Source organism: Rickettsia bellii RML369-C, assembly GCF_000012385.1.
Classification (GTDB): domain Bacteria; phylum Pseudomonadota; class Alphaproteobacteria; order Rickettsiales; family Rickettsiaceae; genus Rickettsia; species Rickettsia bellii.
This window is the reverse complement of the sequence record NC_007940.1, coordinates 1,224,781-1,241,728: the sequence shown is the minus strand read 5'-3', so window position 1 is coordinate 1,241,728 and position 16,948 is coordinate 1,224,781. Positions and strand designations below refer to the sequence as shown.

Below are 16,948 nucleotides of genomic sequence, written 5' to 3'. Positions count from 1 at the left end.
TTTTTAGATAGATGTCCATTGAAATTTTTATATTTGTAAAATTATTTTACAAATTATTAATTTTTCTTAAATGTTTGATATATTACAGGTATAACAAAAATTGTAAATATAGTACCAATGCTTAAGCCACCAACTATTACAAGACCAATAGAATTACGAGCACTAGCTCCCGCACCTGTTGCAAAAATCAATGGTATACTACCTACAACAGCAGCAAGTGTAGTCATTAAGATTGGTCGCAGGCGAAGAGTACAAGCTTCTATTATAGCATTTCTAATATTTGCTCCTTTTTCCCTTAGTTGGTTAGCAAATTCTACTATCATAATAGAGTTCTTAGTGATTAGCCCAATTAAAGTAATAAGCCCGATATTACTATACATATTAAGACTGTTACCTGAAATCCAAAGAGTAAGCACGCCACCGGTTATTGAAAAAGGTACAGCAAGCAATATTAATAATGGATCAACAAAGCTTTCAAATTGTGCTGCAAGCACCAAATAAATGAATATGAGAGCAAAGCCAAATGTCATAAGCATATTACTATCTGCTTCTTTCATTTGTTTAATTTCCCCAATATATTCGAGTATAGTATTACCTGGATCAAGTAATTTAACTGCTATCTTATTAATTTCGTTAATTGCCTCTTCGATTTTACTATCAGGGCTAAGATCGGAAGAGATGGTAACAGATTTTGAGTTGTTATAATGGCTATATGATTTTACGGATATTTTTTCTGTGATATTAGCTATTGATTCAAGGGGCAACATATTATTATTTTTTGTTGGTATCAGAATTTTACTAAAATCACTAATGCTACTACGATCTTTTTGATTAAATTGCAGCATCACTTCATACAGATCGTTCCCCATTCTAAAATCACCTACTTGTTGACCTGCCAGCAAATACTGCACTGTTTTACCAATATTTGCCATATTCATTCCATACAAATAAGCTTTATCACGATTAATTTCGATAGCAATAGTTGGCATTGCTGATTGTAGGTTTCTATTAACATTAGAAAAAATCGGGTTTGCTTTCATTATATCTATAAATTGCTGCGATATTTTATCTAGATCATCATACTCAAGATTTGTTTGAATAGTAAATTCGATAGGGCTACCTCCGCCACTACTGACCATCGAGCGAGGATCCATAGCAAAAACTTTCATACCTGCTATCTCGGAGAACTGTTTATTTAGCATATTCTTGATTGTTTCTTGCGATCTAGAACGCTGCTTCCAATCTTTTAATGGTACGAAAGAAAGGACATTATCACTACCGCCTGCTCCTATTACCATTAAGTAACCTGCTATGTCTTTATAATTAGCAAGGATTTTCTCAGCTTCTATTACTACTTCAGTAGAATGCTCTAAGCTAGATCCTTCCGGTCCTTTAAAAGATAATTGCAAGAACCCGTCATCTTCTTGAGGTATAAAGGTTTTTTGCACAAATTTAAAACTGATTATTAATACCACAAATGATGCAGCAATAATTAGGACAAATTTCTTTTTATTATCAAAAGTTAGGTTTAGGTAATAAATATATTTGTCCTGTATTAATTGTAAAAGCTCATTGAATTTAACTAGAAACTTAAGTGTCGGAGCGTTATGTTTAGTAATCATACGACTTGACATCATGGGTGTTAAGGTTAAGGCTACAAATCCTGAAAATAAAACACAAAACGCTAAAGTCCATGCGAATTCTATGAATAATTTCCCAACAAACCCATCTATAAATCCAACAGGTAAAAATACAGCAGCAAGTGTAATAGTCATTGCAATAATTGCGAATCCTATTTCTTTAGAGGCAAGCAATGCCGCTTCCATGGGTTTATGACCCATTTCATTGTATCTAAATATATTTTCAAGCATAACTATTGCATCATCTACCACAAGCCCGATTGCAAGGATCATGGCAAGTAGCGTAAAGATATTGATAGAAAACCCCATAGCATACATTACGCTGAAAGTACCTATTAACGATACAGGAATAGTAACAAATGGAATTAGGGTAATTTTAGCAGAGGCAAGAAATAAATATGTTACTAAAATCACTAATATTAAAGCTTCAAAAATGGTTTGAAATACTGCATAAATCGAGGCTCTAACAGGTTTTGCTCCATCATATGCAATATTTAAGCTTATTCCTTTAGGAATTGACTCTTTTACTTTTTCAATCTCTTTTGTAACATCATTTGATAAATCTATAACGTTAGCTTTAGATTCTTTGATAAGCCCAAGAGCAATAGAATTTTTCCCATTATACCTAAATAATACTTCACTATCTGGAGCAGTTAAATATACTTTAGCTATATCTTGTAGTTTGATTATACTATTATCTTGAACTTTTATTATAATATTGCCAAATTCTTCCGGTTTAGATAAAGAACCTTCAAGAGTTACTATAAAATTATTTACTCCCGTTTTAATGTTACCGGCAGGATAATCTTTATTCTGCTCTCTTATGGCAACCTCAATATCTAATAAAGAAATTTTATGTTGATATAATTTTTTAGGATCAGGCTCTATTCTCATTATATATTCATTGCCGCCATAAATTTGTGATTGTCCTACGCTTTCTAGTTTATCTAAAGGAGTTTGCAAGTAATCTTCAACAATTTTTGTTAGCTCTAAATCATTATATTGTTCACTTTCAACGCTTATAAAAAGACTTGGAAAGCTATCAGCATCAAGCTTTGCAACCGATGGTGCTTTCATATCCTGCGGAAACATATAAGTTATATCAGATATTTTAGAGCGTACATCGTTTAATGCTACTTCAATATCTGTAGATAATAAGAAAGATAAAGTAATACTACTTTGCCCAGTACTACTTTGTGAGGTTATATAATCTAGGTTTTTAACTGTTTTTAAAGCCTTTTCTATTCGGGTTGTGATTTCTTTTTCCATATATAAAGCATCAGCACCAGAATAAAAAGCATTGACGTTTATAATAGGAATTGAAATATCTGGCGTACCTCTAATTTGTAGCTTAGTGAAAAAAATTGTTCCAAGAACTAAAATAACTAAACTTAAAACAGTTGCAAATACCGGACGTTTTATGCAAATTTCAGATAATAACATTTTATTTGATGTTCTCTTTGATATATTTATTGTAAATTTTTACTTGAATTATTAATTATATCCAGCTTTAAAAGCATAACTGATGTAAAATGGCTACATTTTTTTCATCAGTTATACAATTATATATATCTTTAAAACTTTATAAATAATGGATATTTGCAGTAAACTAAGAGTTTGTTATAATTAAATAACCTAGTTAAAAAATAAAAAAATATATTGATGTGCATTATTGCTAGTTGTATATTATTGTACTACGACAGTAATGTATTAACCCATTAAAAGAGAGTTGATTTCTTATGAGCACACAACCTAAAAAAATGAATAAGACAGAATTTATTGCTTTCATGACTGAGCATGGTCACCACCATAAACATCAGGGGCATAAATCATTTACAAAAGCTGATGCAGAAAAGGCACTTAATTGGGTGCTTGAATCTATAATTTCTGCTACTAAACATCAACATAGTGTTAATATCACAGGTTTTGGTTCGTTTGGAATACAAAGCAGAAAATCAAGAGAAGGTCGTAATCCAAAAACAGGAGCAAAAATGACCATACCTGCTTATAAGCAACCTGTATTTAAAGCTGGAAGTAAACTTAAAGAAGCTTGTAATAATAAGTAACTTATATTTTTTTCCTATAGTACCACAGTTAAGCCTGAGGTACAGTCGTGGGACTGTTAGCAGTCCTATAGCTTTAGTAATATAATTATGCTTCAAGAATCATGGCATTAAAGGAAGCCTTAACTATTAGTTTATATGATAATTGAGCATCTAGAATTTAGTTTAAAACATAAAAAGCTACATAATAGCTGGCTTATTGAAGCAGAAAATATAGAGCAAGCTTTAAAAGATATAGAGAAATTTATATGTTCAAAGCTTTTAAAGAATAGTATTCCTCTTGAAAATAATCCAGATTATCATCTTATTGCTAGAGAAGTTTCTGCTACGTCTAATGCTAAGAATATCTCTATCGAGCAAATAAGAAAATTACAGGAGTTCTTAAGTAAAACCTCTGCAATTTCAGGTTGTAAGGTTGCCGTAATTTATTCGGCAGATCTTATGAATCTGAATGTTGCAAATTCATGTTTAAAGATTTTAGAAGACACTCCTAAAAATAGTTATATATTTTTGATTACTTCAAGAGCTTCAAGTATAATTTCTACCATCAGATCTAGATGTTTTAAAATTAGTACTAAATCATCTGAAAGACATTCTGAAGAAGAATTATATTCTAAATTTATTCAGCCTATAGCAGATAATGAAAACTTAAATTCTAAATTAGAGTTTATTAAGCAATTTAATACTAAAGATAGAGAATTATGGTTGGATTTTACTGATAGTATATTACTATTAATGAACCGTATCTTAAAAAAATCTTCAGGTATTAATATTGAATTTTCAGATTTAGAAAATAAAATATTCCATGCATTACCGAATCGTACTCCTTCCTATCTAGTTCAGAAATTTGCCGACATAAAAAAGCTAATATACAACACAATTGATTATGATTTAGATTTAAAAGCTAGTTATATATTAGTGATGAGTGAGTTTTCTTAAGAAGATCATTCATCAAAGATGGAGTTACTAAGTACAGTGTTACCTATTACTTCTATATATTTAATATTATCTGTAGTAACTTCAATTGATACTTTAAAATTCCTAGTACAACTAATAATATCCGAGGTATTATTGTTAAGTAATTCACATATTAACAATACTGTATCTTGAACAGCTAGCTTTGCTATTTGATCATTTATAGATTTAGGATTAGATTCGGGATTTATTATTTTTTTCAAATTTTTAATAAGTTTTCTTTACTTAGTTATTTGCAAGTTCTTTAGATTCTTGTTTTTTGGTAATTTCAGCAATTTAATATTTTTGTAAGTTTTTATCTTATTATAAGACATTTTTGTATAATATGGCTCTAATTTATATTTGTTATTAAAAAACTAATATGTTGCATAAAAGTCACAAAATATTATTGTTGCTAAAATGCAAAGAGAGAAATATATTAGACAAAGACTTTATTTAATTATTTATCTTTATGTTTAAAACTTTAACGCAAAATTTAATGAAGATTTTTGATCGGCTAGTAAGCTCTGGGCTTTTAACTGAAGAGCAAATAGATGCTGCTTTAAGAGATATAAGAGTTGCTCTTTTAGAGTCGGATGTTGCTCTGCCTGTAATAAAAAATTTCGTAGCAGAAGTTAAACAAAAAGCCTTAGGACAGGAAGTTATCAAATCCGTTTCACCTGGGCAGATGATAATTAAGATTATTCATGAAGAGATGATAAATATTTTATCCTCTAGTGAAGATGAGATAAAACTAAATTTAAATGCAAAACCGCCAGTAAATCTTTTAATGGTGGGCTTGCAAGGTAGTGGTAAAACTACAGCAAGTGGCAAACTGGCATTGTGTCTTAAAAACCAGAATAAAAAAGTCTTATTAGTTTCTCTTGATACTTATAGACCAGCAGCACAAGAGCAGCTAGAGATACTTGCAAATTCGGTAAAAATTAATTCACTGCCAATTGTTAAAGGTGAGAAACCTCTTGATATCGTTAAAAGAGCAATGGCTGAAGCTAAATTATCGGCATACGATATAGTTATTTATGATACTGCCGGAAGAACGCAAATTGATCAAGAAATGATGAATGAGGCAATCGCAATAAAAAAGATAGTTGAGCCAACTGAAACGTTGTTAGTAATTGACAGCATGACAGGGCAAGATGCGGTAGTTACGGCTAGTAGTTTCAATGAGCAGCTAGAAATTTCAGGGTTAATTTTATCAAGAATTGATGGTGACTCTAAGGGTGGTGCGGCATTAAGCGTAAAATATATTACACAAAGACCAATTAAGTTTCTAAGTAGTGGTGAGAAATTAACCGATTTAGAGGAGTTTGATGCTAAACGTATAGCGTCTAGAATACTTGATATGGGGGATATTATCTCTTTCGTTGAAAAAGCAGCAAGTATAGTAGATAGAGAACAAGCAGAAAAAACAGCAGCTAAATTAAAAAAAGGTAAGTTTGATTTAAATGATTATTTGCAACAAATGAAAAGTATAAAAAAGATAGGTGGTTTTGGTAGTATACTTAGTATGCTTCCTGGTAGCGGTAAGATTATGGATCAGATAGATCAATCGAAGTTAAACAGTAAAATAATCGAGCATCAAGAAGCAATCATTTTATCTATGACTCCAAAGGAAAGAAGAAATCCCGATATTATTAATGCTTCTCGCAGAAAACGTATAGCTTTGGGTGCTGGAACTACAGTACAGAAAGTAAATATTCTATTAAAACAATTCAAGCAAATAAGTGACATGATGAAAAAAGCAAGCAACATGAATCCTAAAAACTTGCTTCGCAGTGGACTTGGAAAGTTGTTTTCCTAAAAGCAAATCACCACTTCTAATTAAAAAAATAATATTATTGTTGTACTATTAGTAGAAAATGTATATAGTGCGTTTATAGTTTTTTAACTTGAACTGGGGACAGTCAATTTTGCAAGTTTCGCCTGTGTTCACGTATTAAGTATACGTTCCGCAGTCTTACTTTTAAATTAACTATCCTGAGTCCAAGTTAATTCACTATGTATTAATAGTAAACGATTATAAGTGTCTAAAAAGCCTAAACACGACGAAATTATCCGAAGTGCGTTTGAGAATCCTTTAGTTTCTAAAGAGTTTTTTGAGATGCATTTACCTCCCCATATACAAAATTTGATTTCCTTTGAAAAGCTGAAAATGGAAAAAGACAGCTTTGTAGATAAAAGACTTAAGAAATCTATAGTAGATATTTTATTTTCTGCTAAGTTTGGAGAGAAAAAGGGCTATTTATATCTACTTTTAGAACACCAAAGCACACCTGAGTATAAAATGGCTTTGAGGTTATTTCGGTATATGTTTAAAATTGCTGAATACCATAAGAAATCAACAAAAAGTAAAAAGTTCCCTTTCATATATCCTTTGATATTTTACAATGGTCAAAAGAAATATAATGCTCCACGAAATCTATGGGAACTATTTGAAAATAGTGAACTTGTAAAGACTACATGGACTAATGACTATCAATTAATAAATGTACATGATATCCCAGACGAAAAATTGAAAGAAAAAGCATGGTCTGGGATTTTACAGTTCTTTATGAAGCATATTCATGAGCGTGATTTATTAAAAAGATGGGAAGAAGTAGCTGATCTTTTGCCTAAATTTGCTAAAATAGATATTGGTATTGAGCATATAGAACTAATTTTATGCTACACTTTGACCAGAATTAAACAAGATGATATAATAGAAGTAGAAAAACTACTTAAATCAAAATTAAATCTTAAAAAAAGAGAGAACATTATGAAAAGTATAGCTCACCACTGGATGCAACAAGGTAGAGAAGAAGAAAAAGCTATCATGGTAAAGAAAATTGCAGGAAGAAAAGATTGCCATAGCTAGAAATTTAATTAAAGCAGGTCTAAAAATTGATTTAATTGCTACCTCAACCGGTTTAAATGAAGACGAAATCAAAAAACTTAAATAAGCCAATTAATAAATGTATGTACTATTACAAATATTAGGAGGAATAAAAACATTACTCCGTTAAAATTAACCCCTAAAAAAGAGAAAAAATTATGGAAAGTATAGTACATCATTGGATACAACAAGGAAAAGTAGAGGTAAGAGAAGAAGCAACAAGGCTAGCTAATATTAAAATGCAAAAGAAAAAATTATTATGGCAAAAGAAATGATGAAAGAAAGACTTACCTTAGAGTCTGTTATAAAAATTACGAAATTATCAAAAGCAGAAATTAAGTAGTTAAAATAAGTTATATCTATGAAAGAAGTTAAGGCGAATGATTTAAGCATATATATTCATTGGCCTTTTTGTTTGTCTAAATGTCCTTATTGTGATTTTAATTCCCATATAGCGAATAGTATAGATGATGATAATTGGCTTAAATCTTATGAGAAAGAAATAGAATATTTTAAAGATATTATTCAAAATAAATATATAAGATCTATTTTTTTTGGTGGCGGTACTCCCTCTTTGATGAATCCCAAAATTGTTGAGGGGATAATAAATAAAATTAGTGGGTTTGCAAGAATAGATAAGCAAACAGAAATAACACTAGAGGCTAACCCAACTTCATTTGAGACAGAGAAATTCAAAGCATTTAAGTTGGCAGGTATTAATCGTGTTTCGATTGGTGTACAATCTTTAAGAGAGAATGACTTAAAAAAGCTTGGCAGAACTCATGATTCCTTGCAGGCTATTAAAACGATTGAATCCGCTAGTAAAATTTTTCCTAGAGTTTCATTTGATCTAATATATGCTCGAAGTGGTCAGGAACTAAAAGATTGGCAGCAAGAACTAAAGCAAGCAATGGAGCTTGTTACAGGGCATATTTCTCTTTATCAGCTTACTATTGAAAAAGGTACGCCGTTTTATAAATTATTTCATGATGGTAATTTAATTCTTCCAAATTCTGATCTGGCTGCTGAAATGTATGAGTGGACGAATGATTATTTAGAATCTCAAAAATATTTTAGATATGAGATATCTAATTATGCTAAAAAAGGACAGGAATGCGTACATAATTTAACCTATTGGAACTATAATGATTATTTAGGTATAGGTCCTGGTGCTCACAGTAGAATAATTGAAAATCCTAGTTCAGTATCCGCAATTATGATGTGGCATAAGCCAGAAAAATGGTTAGAAGCAGTTAATAATAAGAATAATGGTGTTCAAACCAATGTTAAGCTAACTAAGCAAGAAATTATTGAAGAAATTTTGATGATGGGTTTACGCCTTAAGGATGGCATAAATATTTCTGCATTGGAGCAGAAAATAGATGCAAAATTAGAAAATATTTTAGATATTAGCAGCCTTAACCATTACCAAGAATTAGATTTAATTAGGTTAGATGACAATATATATCTAACCTATAAGGGTTTAATGTTGCATAGTTATATAGTTCCAAGGCTTTTACAAGTCTGAAAATAGAGAGTACTAACTTCGTACTCTCCTTATTTTTTAGCTTTTAATTCAGTCGTTAAGTTGGTTTTCTATCCATTTTTTATGTTTTTGTTCGTCCTTAAAACCTTGTTCTAAAATTTTTTCTGCATCATGCCATTTATCAGCATGATTATTTAGCCTTTCATAAGCAGTGTTAGTATCTTCTTCATTTGAAAGCATAGCATGTAATATAGCTCTATCGCCAATCTGTGTAGCAAGTCTACTTTGCCTTTTGTTAGCCATTGTTTACTGCTAGGACCCGTTATCTCGTCTTCTTTATGTTTTGATAAAAGTTCATTTAGTTCTTTTACATGTCTTTCGTGATCTTCCTTAAACCTTTGTAATTGTGTTTTATAATTCTCATCGGTAATTCTATTAATGGCGGCTTCATATGCTTCTATAGCATCGTAATCAAGTTCAACCAGTTCTTTTATTCCATCTACAAAATTATTTTGGATTCCTATTAAAGTTGTCATTTTATCCTCCTTAATTATTTTATTGCAACTATAAGGTTACGCCTTAATATTTTTCAAGTCAAGGTTAAAAAACAACACTTAAGTGAAATTTTTATATGTAAATAAAAAATAATTTTTATTTAATAATAATAACGATTTATAATTATTTATTTTTCTAATATTTTTAGATATCAACTCCTTAACAATTCATTAATACTAACTTTAGCTCTCGTATTTTTATCAACTTGTTTTACGATTACAGCACAATAAAGTCCTGGTTTATCTGCTTCTTTATTAGGTAATACCCCTGGCACTACTACAGAGCAGGCAGGTACTATGCCATAGATAATCTCACCGCTATCTCTGTAAACTATTTTTGTAGAAGCTCCAATAAAGACACCCATACTAACTACCGCTCCTTCTTCTACTATAACCCCTTCAGCGATTTCTGATCTTGCACCGATAAAGCAATTATCTTCGATAATAACGGGCTTTGCTTGCAGCGGTTCTAACACCCCACCAATTCCTGTACCACCTGAAATATGGCAATTTTTACCGATTTGAGCACATGAACCAATAGTAGCCCATGTATCAATCATTGTACCCTCATCTATATAAGCACCGATATTGATAAAAGACGGCATAATGACAACATTTTTAGCAATATATGTGCCGGTTCTAACAAACGATCCTGGGACTTTGCGTATGCCGGCTTCTTTAAACTTGTTAAGCTCAGCATCAAAAGGAAATTTAGGGGCAACTTTGTCATACCAACTATTATAATTATTATTATAAAGCTGTGATTCAGTCGTCATAAAATATAAAAGAATTGCTTTTTTTACCCAGTCATTAACTTGCCAGCTGCTATTTTGTTTTTCACAAACACGAATGGTGCCTTTATTTAGGTTTTCTATAACATCTTGTAATGTTTTTTTAAATGCTGAAAGTTTTACGGAATCTTGTAATAGCTTGTCCTTTATTTGCCAAGCTTCTTCAATTTCTTTGATGTATGTGAACATAATTTTTAACTGTTATATTGCTAAAAAGCATAAATAACTTTATCATGAAGTCAAATATAAAAAAATTTACTATGTATATTAGTTGTCCTAATTGTCAAACAAAATTTATTGTCTCAAATAATCAAATAGGTATTAATGGACGACGAGTTAAATGCTCTAAATGTAGCCATATTTGGTATCAAAAACTAGATTATAAAACAAGTAAATTAAGTGATTTTGACGAAAATAAAGTTGAAGCTGTTAAAACACCTATTAAAAATGGATATGGTAATCAATTTTCTGCAAACGTACCAGTGATTTTGCCATATATTCCACCTAAACAAAAATATAATGTCTTTCCATTATTGTGGACTAGCTTCATAATTTTTTGTTTAGCTATATTACTGCTAGATAGCTTTAAATCCTTGAGCAAGTATGATCAGCTAAAAATAGAGGAAATTAAATTAGGAAGTTCGCATAATGCTGGTACTATAAAAATGTTTTATAAAATATCTAATAACTCTGATTATTTAATATCTAATCCTTTAATTAAAGTTAGGGCGATGGATGGTAATAATAGAGCTCTAGATGAATATATATCTGTTACAAAGCTCAAAGCAAAAATCCCTCCAAAGCAAGATACGTATATAGAAATGGAAATCAAAGGGCTTCCAGCTGCTGCAAAATATATTGATGTTACTGTGGGAAATAGGCTTGGGTTGTTATTAGAATAGATTTGTCATTATGAGGAAAAATTGAAAATTTTGTACGCGTGCAATCCAGTAAAATGCATAGTATTTTTATTATTTTTTCTGGCTTCCCACCGCAAAGGAATGACCCCAAATGCTTTTATGTTATCTAACTAGATTTACTTGAGCAAGGGCTGCTATAGCGGCTGTTTCAGCTCTTAAAATATTCTTTCCTAAACTTATAGAATATGCATTCTTATATGAGGCAAGCAAAGCAATCTCGTCATTGGTAAATCCGCCTTCTGGTCCAATCACAATCGAAATATTAGTAATATCTTTGTTAAGTTTTAATATAGAATTCTCTTCTTTCTCATGCTCGTTTGCATATAACACAAAATTATTATTCTTTTTTAGATAATTTTGTATAGAAATAGCAGGCTCTATTACCGGAGGATTTAATCGCTCAGATTGTTCAGTTGCTTCAATAACGCATTTTGTCAAACGCTCAATATTTACTGATCTAAATTGACATCTTTCAGTAATTAGAGTAACAATTTTAGTTACACCAAGCTGCGTAGCCATATTTATTGCAAGCATTAACTTATCTTGTTTTATTATAGACATAGCAAGCGTTAATGAAGATTCAGCACGAGGTTTTCTCAAGCATTCTTGAATTGTAATAATAAGGTTATTCCTATCTAATTTAGTAATCTGTGCAAGGAACTCTCCATCCGTGCCATTAAAAATTCGAAATTGATCATTTACCTTAAGACGTAATACAGTTTTAATATAATGAGTGTGATCACTTCCTAATTCTAACTTGATATTTTCAGCTAAATGGTTATTAATATAGATACGATTAAATTTCATAAATTGATATCATGGATAATAAAAAAGATAATATATTAGAAGAAGAAAATTTGCCAAAGGAAAAAGAAATGCCAAAGGAAATCGGTGGGGCTAAAGGTCTAGAGCCAACAAGATATGGTGATTGGCAGCATAAAGGAAAAGTAACAGATTTTTAATTATATACTCGATGAACTTAAAAAATTGGCTACGTCGTCTTGATAAGTTCTACGGTACTCACGTATTAAGTATACGCTCCGTTCCTCGCCTTATAGACTCCTTGCTCTTTTTCAAGTTGAGCTTCGTATATCAACTATTCATTTATCCGTGGTATACTCTTCTGCTTTGAAGAATTGGCTATAATCATCATTATGTGACGGCATTACACGCATGGGTCAATTTTTCCGTCATTGCGAGGAAATTACGAAGTAATTGACGAAGCAATCTCATGAGTCAAATATTGCTTTATGAGATTGCCACGCTCCTTACAGTCGCTCGCAATGACGATTTGGTATCCACGCAAGTAATGCCGCCATGAGGGAAGATTATCAGCAAAAGACAATGTCAAATAAAATGAGTATATATTAGTCTCTTCTGTTGCCTAAAAATCTCATTAGATATAAGAAAAGATTTATGAAGTCTAGATATAATGTAAAAGCTGCCATAATAGAAAGCTTTTGTCCTGTTTCATCATTTCCTGCCATGTAATACATAGATTTAATTTTTTGAGTATCCCAAGCAATTAAACCCATAAATACAACTATTCCTATGAGAGAAGTAGCAAAAGAAAGACCTGAACTTTTTAGGAACATATTAACTAATGAAGCAATTATAAGACCTATAAGACCCATTGCACAAAATGAACCCATAGATGTTAAATCTCTATTTGTGCTATAACCATATAGACTCATTGCTCCAAAAACAGAAGCACAAATAAAGAAAGTACGAGCTATTGATTCACCAGTATAGACAAGAGCTAAATATGCAAGAGACATACCTGTTAAAGCAGCATAAACCCAAAATAATATCTGTGCTGTTTGCAGGTTCATACGCCCAAATCCCATAAAGAAATATAAAGCGATACCAAGAGGAGCAAACATTATAAGCGTTCCAAAACCTGTTTGAAACATTAAATTATATAAAGGCTCAACTGATATAGTTGTTACCGCAGCTATGCCGGTTAGTAATAATGCTAAAGCCATATAATTATATACTTTAAGCATATATTTTCTTAGACCTTCATCAAAAGTTTTGTTTTTAGATGATGAAGCTGTCAAAGTTTTTGTATAATCGATCATAAGAAACCTTAAGATTATGTTTATATAGTATAAATATAGTCCTTTAAATGGGCTTTTTCAAGTGATAATTAATTAAATTTTTATAAAAATCGAGCATAGAATATAAACCAGTTTGTTTATCTTGTAGCCAGATTGCCGCCCTTATTGCCCCATCGGCAAAAGAATTCTTGTTAAGAGCTTCATGCTTCAAAGTGATAGTTTCGTCATCGCCTAAGAAAAATATTTCATGAGTGCCGTGTACATTACCGCCACGAAGCGAAGAAATACCAATTTCATTAGTTCTTCTTGTTTTATTACCTCGGTTAAATGTTATATCTAGTTCTTTTTCAGCGGTAACCATTTCAGCAAGCATAATAGCAGTGCCTGAAGGAGCATCTTTTTTAGCCCGATGATGAGCTTCTAAAATCTCAATATCGTAATCATCCAATATTTTTGTTGCTTCTTTTGCTAAATAACCGAGTAAATTAGCACCTATACTCATATTGGCAGAATATAAAATAGGTAAGGTTTTTGCTGCTTTTTCTAAAAGTTTAAACTGTGAGGAAGTAAAACCGGTAGTTCCAATTACTAATTTGGTATCATATTTTAAAGCACTATCAACTAATTTTTCTAATATTTCAGGAGTAGAGAAATCAATAACTACGTCAGAATTTTTACATAAATCATTTAGCTCATGTAAATCACGGGTGCTATTAAATTTTGCTGAAATTTTACAATTTTTAAAGTTATCTATTCTCTCTAAAATAGTTCTACCCATTTTACCGGTAGCACCGCTAAGACCTATATTTATAATCATATTAATTTTATGTAAGATTTATGATGATATATTAAAGGTTTTGAGTCGTTTTTAATAGCAGTATTTATTACTTTACCAATAAATATAACATGATCACCACCATCATAGGTGGCATGTTTTAGGCATTCTATATGACAAATAGCTCCATTTATTAAGGGGCAAGAAGTAGCAGAACCAAGCTCATAAGAAATACTTGTAAATTTATCAGTATGCGACCTAGCAAAATGTTCTGAGATATCAATTTGGTTTTCTGCTAAAATACTAATGGCAAATTTACTACTGTTTTCAAAACCTTTTATGCTAAAAGAATTTTTATTGAGACAAAATAATATTAATGGAGGTTTTAAAGATACAGAAGTAAAAGAACTAGCAGTAAAGCCAAAAAACTTATTATTTAAATTAGTAGTTATGATTGTCACTCCTGCAGGAAAACAGCTCATAGCATCTTTAAATTGATTTTCTGTTACTGTCCCAGCCATTTCTTCATAATTTTATTGATAGTACCATCTTTTTTCAATGAATCTATTGCTTCATTAATTTCTTTAATTAATCCTGAATTTTTAGACAAGCCTAAAGCAAATTCTGAAGAAAATTCCTCTAAAGTATAGCTTGCTAAATTCGGATTTGCTTCTTGTAACTTTTTATTTTGAAACTCTTCAGAAATAATAACATCTACGACTTTAGCTTTTAATTCTTCAACTAACATTAAACTATTTGCTAAGGAATGAACTTTAATATTCATTGTTTTAGAAAGCTCTTCAGCTTTTTTTTCTAATACACTACCTAATTGCACACCGATTATTTTGTTATCTAAATCACCAATACTTTGTACATTGTCCTCTAACCTGTATAATACAGCAAATTTTGCTGTAGCATAATTATCGGAAAAACTAATATATTCCGCACGTTCTGGTGTTACTGAAAGTTCTGCAACTGCAATATCGATATTTTCGCTTACCAAAGCTGCAAGTAAGCCATTAAAGTCAAAGTTTTTTATGATGACTCTTTTATTTAAACGCTCGCCTATTGCGTTGATAATATCTATATCAATCCCAACAATTTCACCATTTTGAATAAATTCATAGGGTGGATTGTCTGCTGAAGTTCCAACGATTAAAGTTGCTTCTTGCTCTTTTTTTTCACAAGAAATTAATAATAAAGATAATAAAAGTACTTTAAGAAACTTCATAAAAAGTAATATTTTAAATTTGAATAGTTTTTATTGTATGTCATCCCGCAACTTGATCGCGGGATCTTGTGTTCCAGACTGTATACTGAGATCCCGCGATCAAGTTAGCTAGGATGACAAAGGATAACTATGAACCAAGCTTCTCCTTTAAAAGCTGATTCACAAGCCCAGGGTTTGCCTTACCACCGGTTTTTTTCATCACTTGACCAACAAAAAAGCCGAATAATTTATCCTTACCGCCTTTATATCCTTCAACCGAATCAGGGTTTTCTCTGATTACTTCATCAATTACAGTATTTAGCACATTAGAGTCTGAAACTTGTACTAAGCCTTGTTCTTCTACAATTTTATCAGCTGCTTTACCGGTTTCAAACATAATTTCGAAAACAGTCTTAGCAATTTTACCGGATATGGTATTATCTTCTATCAATTTGATTAATTTTGCAAAATCGTTAGGCGTAATTTTACACTCGCTTATTTCGGCTGAGGCTTTATTAAGCTGCCCAAATAATTCATTAATTAACCAATTAGCTAGTAATTTAGGATCACATTCATTTGCTGCTTCTTCAAAATATTTAGCAGCCGACTCATCAGCTACGATTACTTCAGCATCATATTTGCTTAAACCGAATTTGGTTATATATTTATCTATTTTCTGATCCGGTAGCTCAGGCAAGCTTGCTTTTAATTCATTTATTAATTCATCAGAAAGAATAACCGGCAATAAATCAGGATCAGGGAAATAGCGATAATCAGCTGCTTCTTCTTTCGAACGCATAGTTCTTGTCTCACCGCTATCAGCATTAAATAAACGTGTTTCTTGAATTACAGATTCACCATTTTCAATCAAATCTACTTGCCTTTTAGCTTCAAACTCTATAGCTCGGACAATATTACGAATCGAGTTAATATTCTTAATCTCGCATCTCGTCCCAAGCGGCTCCCCCTTGCGTCTTACTGATACGTTAGCATCACAACGCATAGAACCTTTTTCCATATCCCCATCACAGCTACCAACATAACGAAGTAAGCTTCTGAGCTTCTTAACAAATTCTGCTGCCTCATCCGGAGAGGATATATCAGGCTCGGTTACGATTTCCATAAGTCCAATACCTGCACGGTTTAAATCGATAAAACTATAATGTGGTGATTGATCATGCATAGACTTACCAGCATCCTGCTCTAAATGCAGGCGATTAATACGGATAGTTTTCAGCTCACCAGTACTTGTTGGTATTTCCATAGTACCATCCTGCACTATCGGATAATAAAACTGAGAGATTTGGTAACCTTGGGGCAGATCGGCATAAAAATAATTCTTACGGTCAAATACCGAATATTTATTTACCTTTGCCTTAAGTCCAAGACCTGTTTTAATCGCTTGATGAACACAATACTCATTAAGCACTGGTAACATACCAGGCATTGCCGCATCAACATAGGATACTTGTGAATTTGGGCTTGCTGCAAATGTTGTACCGCTGCCTGAAAAAAGTTTAGATTTTGAGGAAATTTGAGCGTGTATTTCAAGCCCAATCACATATTCCCATTTTCCGCTATTACTTTCAATATATGCCATAA

The 16,948-nt window shown here is 31.5% G+C and carries 16 protein-coding genes and 1 pseudogene; 7 read left to right on the top strand and 10 right to left on the bottom strand.

The window, feature by feature from the left end:
* Positions 1-56: 56 nt before the first annotated feature.
* Positions 57-3,083, bottom strand: coding sequence for an efflux RND transporter permease subunit (locus RBE_RS05990; protein WP_011477809.1), 3,027 nt, complete (start codon positions 3,081-3,083; stop codon positions 57-59).
* Between the two features lie 317 nt (positions 3,084-3,400).
* Here RBE_RS05990 and RBE_RS05985 point away from each other — a divergent pair, with 317 nt between their 5' ends.
* Positions 3,401-3,706, top strand: a complete 306-nt coding sequence (locus RBE_RS05985) for an HU family DNA-binding protein (protein ID WP_179852190.1) — start codon at positions 3,401-3,403, stop codon at positions 3,704-3,706.
* A gap of 135 nt (positions 3,707-3,841) precedes the next feature.
* Positions 3,842-4,642 carry a DNA polymerase III subunit delta' gene (locus RBE_RS05980; RefSeq protein WP_011477807.1) on the top strand — a complete coding sequence of 267 codons (801 nt, stop codon included), beginning with the start codon at positions 3,842-3,844 and terminating at the stop codon, positions 4,640-4,642.
* A 5-nt stretch (positions 4,643-4,647) separates the two neighbouring features.
* Here RBE_RS05980 and RBE_RS05975 read toward each other — a convergent pair whose 3' ends face one another.
* Positions 4,648-4,881: a hypothetical protein gene (locus tag RBE_RS05975; RefSeq protein ID WP_041804715.1), complete on the bottom strand. Its 234-nt coding sequence runs from the start codon at positions 4,879-4,881 to the stop codon at positions 4,648-4,650.
* A gap of 248 nt (positions 4,882-5,129) precedes the next feature.
* Here RBE_RS05975 and ffh point away from each other — a divergent pair, with 248 nt between their 5' ends.
* The 3 genes from ffh to hemW all read left to right on the top strand — a co-directional run bounded on the left by ffh (position 5,130) and on the right by hemW (position 9,078).
* Positions 5,130-6,479, top strand: coding sequence for a signal recognition particle protein (ffh, locus tag RBE_RS05970; protein WP_011477806.1), 1,350 nt, complete (start codon positions 5,130-5,132; stop codon positions 6,477-6,479).
* A gap of 222 nt (positions 6,480-6,701) precedes the next feature.
* Complete coding sequence (locus RBE_RS05965) at positions 6,702-7,532, top strand: Rpn family recombination-promoting nuclease/putative transposase (RefSeq protein ID WP_011477805.1); 831 nt, start codon at positions 6,702-6,704, stop codon at positions 7,530-7,532.
* A 379-nt stretch (positions 7,533-7,911) separates the two neighbouring features.
* Entirely contained in the window at positions 7,912-9,078 is a 1,167-nt protein-coding gene (gene hemW / locus RBE_RS05960; protein WP_011477804.1) for a radical SAM family heme chaperone HemW, read from the top strand.
* Between the two features lie 152 nt (positions 9,079-9,230).
* Here hemW and RBE_RS05955 read toward each other — a convergent pair whose 3' ends face one another.
* Both RBE_RS05955 and dapD read right to left on the bottom strand, forming a co-directional pair.
* Entirely contained in the window at positions 9,231-9,572 is a 342-nt protein-coding gene (locus tag RBE_RS05955; RefSeq protein WP_011477803.1) for a DUF2383 domain-containing protein, read from the bottom strand.
* Positions 9,573-9,742: 170 nt separating this feature from the next.
* Positions 9,743-10,570 carry a 2,3,4,5-tetrahydropyridine-2,6-dicarboxylate N-succinyltransferase gene (dapD, locus tag RBE_RS05950; RefSeq protein ID WP_011477802.1) on the bottom strand — a complete coding sequence of 276 codons (828 nt, stop codon included), beginning with the start codon at positions 10,568-10,570 and terminating at the stop codon, positions 9,743-9,745.
* Between the two features lie 71 nt (positions 10,571-10,641).
* Between dapD and RBE_RS05945 the strand changes: the two genes are divergently transcribed.
* Entirely contained in the window at positions 10,642-11,283 is a 642-nt protein-coding gene (locus tag RBE_RS05945) for an MJ0042-type zinc finger domain-containing protein (protein ID WP_011477801.1), read from the top strand.
* Between the two features lie 120 nt (positions 11,284-11,403).
* Here the strand turns inward: RBE_RS05945 and RBE_RS05940 are convergent, their stop codons facing one another.
* On the bottom strand, positions 11,404-12,108 hold the full coding sequence (locus RBE_RS05940) for a 16S rRNA (uracil(1498)-N(3))-methyltransferase (RefSeq protein WP_011477800.1): 705 nt from the start codon (positions 12,106-12,108) through the stop codon (positions 11,404-11,406).
* 29 nt (positions 12,109-12,137) lie between these two features.
* Between RBE_RS05940 and RBE_RS08060 the strand changes: the two are divergent.
* Positions 12,138-12,263 (top strand): annotated as a pseudogene (locus RBE_RS08060) (DUF1674 domain-containing protein); the annotation flags it as partial.
* A 405-nt stretch (positions 12,264-12,668) separates the two neighbouring features.
* On the opposite strand, the gene RBE_RS05935 reads toward RBE_RS08060, so the two are convergent.
* The 5 genes from RBE_RS05935 to gatB all read right to left on the bottom strand — a co-directional run bounded on the left by RBE_RS05935 (position 12,669) and on the right by gatB (position 16,946).
* Complete coding sequence (locus tag RBE_RS05935) at positions 12,669-13,382, bottom strand: Bax inhibitor-1/YccA family protein (RefSeq protein ID WP_011477798.1); 714 nt, start codon at positions 13,380-13,382, stop codon at positions 12,669-12,671.
* Positions 13,383-13,425: 43 nt separating this feature from the next.
* Entirely contained in the window at positions 13,426-14,175 is a 750-nt protein-coding gene (gene dapB / locus RBE_RS05930; RefSeq protein ID WP_041804909.1) for a 4-hydroxy-tetrahydrodipicolinate reductase, read from the bottom strand.
* On the bottom strand, positions 14,175-14,657 hold the full coding sequence (locus tag RBE_RS05925; protein WP_011477796.1) for a flavin reductase family protein: 483 nt from the start codon (positions 14,655-14,657) through the stop codon (positions 14,175-14,177). The genes dapB and RBE_RS05925 overlap by 1 nt, the downstream gene beginning before the upstream one ends.
* Positions 14,642-15,367: an ABC transporter substrate-binding protein gene (locus RBE_RS05920; RefSeq protein ID WP_011477795.1), complete on the bottom strand. Its 726-nt coding sequence runs from the start codon at positions 15,365-15,367 to the stop codon at positions 14,642-14,644. The genes RBE_RS05925 and RBE_RS05920 overlap by 16 nt, the downstream gene beginning before the upstream one ends.
* Positions 15,368-15,494: 127 nt before the next feature.
* Complete coding sequence (gene gatB, locus RBE_RS05915) at positions 15,495-16,946, bottom strand: Asp-tRNA(Asn)/Glu-tRNA(Gln) amidotransferase subunit GatB (protein WP_011477794.1); 1,452 nt, start codon at positions 16,944-16,946, stop codon at positions 15,495-15,497.
* Positions 16,947-16,948: the final 2 nt, after the last annotated feature.

Bases quoted from the DNA above. Each gene is read 5' to 3' on its own strand.
- RBE_RS05990 (WP_011477809.1), bottom strand. From the start codon at position 3,083: ATGTTATTATCTGAAATTTGCATAAAACGTCCGGTATTTGCAACTGTT.
- RBE_RS05985 (WP_179852190.1), top strand. From the start codon at position 3,401: ATGAATAAGACAGAATTTATTGCTTTCATGACTGAGCATGGTCACCAC.
- RBE_RS05980 (WP_011477807.1), top strand. From the start codon at position 3,842: ATGATAATTGAGCATCTAGAATTTAGTTTAAAACATAAAAAGCTACAT.
- ffh (WP_011477806.1), top strand. From the start codon at position 5,130: ATGTTTAAAACTTTAACGCAAAATTTAATGAAGATTTTTGATCGGCTA.
- hemW (WP_011477804.1), top strand. From the start codon at position 7,912: ATGAAAGAAGTTAAGGCGAATGATTTAAGCATATATATTCATTGGCCT.
- RBE_RS05955 (WP_011477803.1), bottom strand. From the start codon at position 9,572: ATGACAACTTTAATAGGAATCCAAAATAATTTTGTAGATGGAATAAAA.
- dapD (WP_011477802.1), bottom strand. From the start codon at position 10,570: ATGTTCACATACATCAAAGAAATTGAAGAAGCTTGGCAAATAAAGGAC.
- RBE_RS05945 (WP_011477801.1), top strand. From the start codon at position 10,642: ATGTATATTAGTTGTCCTAATTGTCAAACAAAATTTATTGTCTCAAAT.
- RBE_RS05940 (WP_011477800.1), bottom strand. From the start codon at position 12,108: ATGAAATTTAATCGTATCTATATTAATAACCATTTAGCTGAAAATATC.
- RBE_RS05935 (WP_011477798.1), bottom strand. From the start codon at position 13,382: ATGATCGATTATACAAAAACTTTGACAGCTTCATCATCTAAAAACAAA.
- RBE_RS05925 (WP_011477796.1), bottom strand. From the start codon at position 14,657: ATGGCTGGGACAGTAACAGAAAATCAATTTAAAGATGCTATGAGCTGT.
- RBE_RS05920 (WP_011477795.1), bottom strand. From the start codon at position 15,367: ATGAAGTTTCTTAAAGTACTTTTATTATCTTTATTATTAATTTCTTGT.
- gatB (WP_011477794.1), bottom strand. From the start codon at position 16,946: ATGGCATATATTGAAAGTAATAGCGGAAAATGGGAATATGTGATTGGG.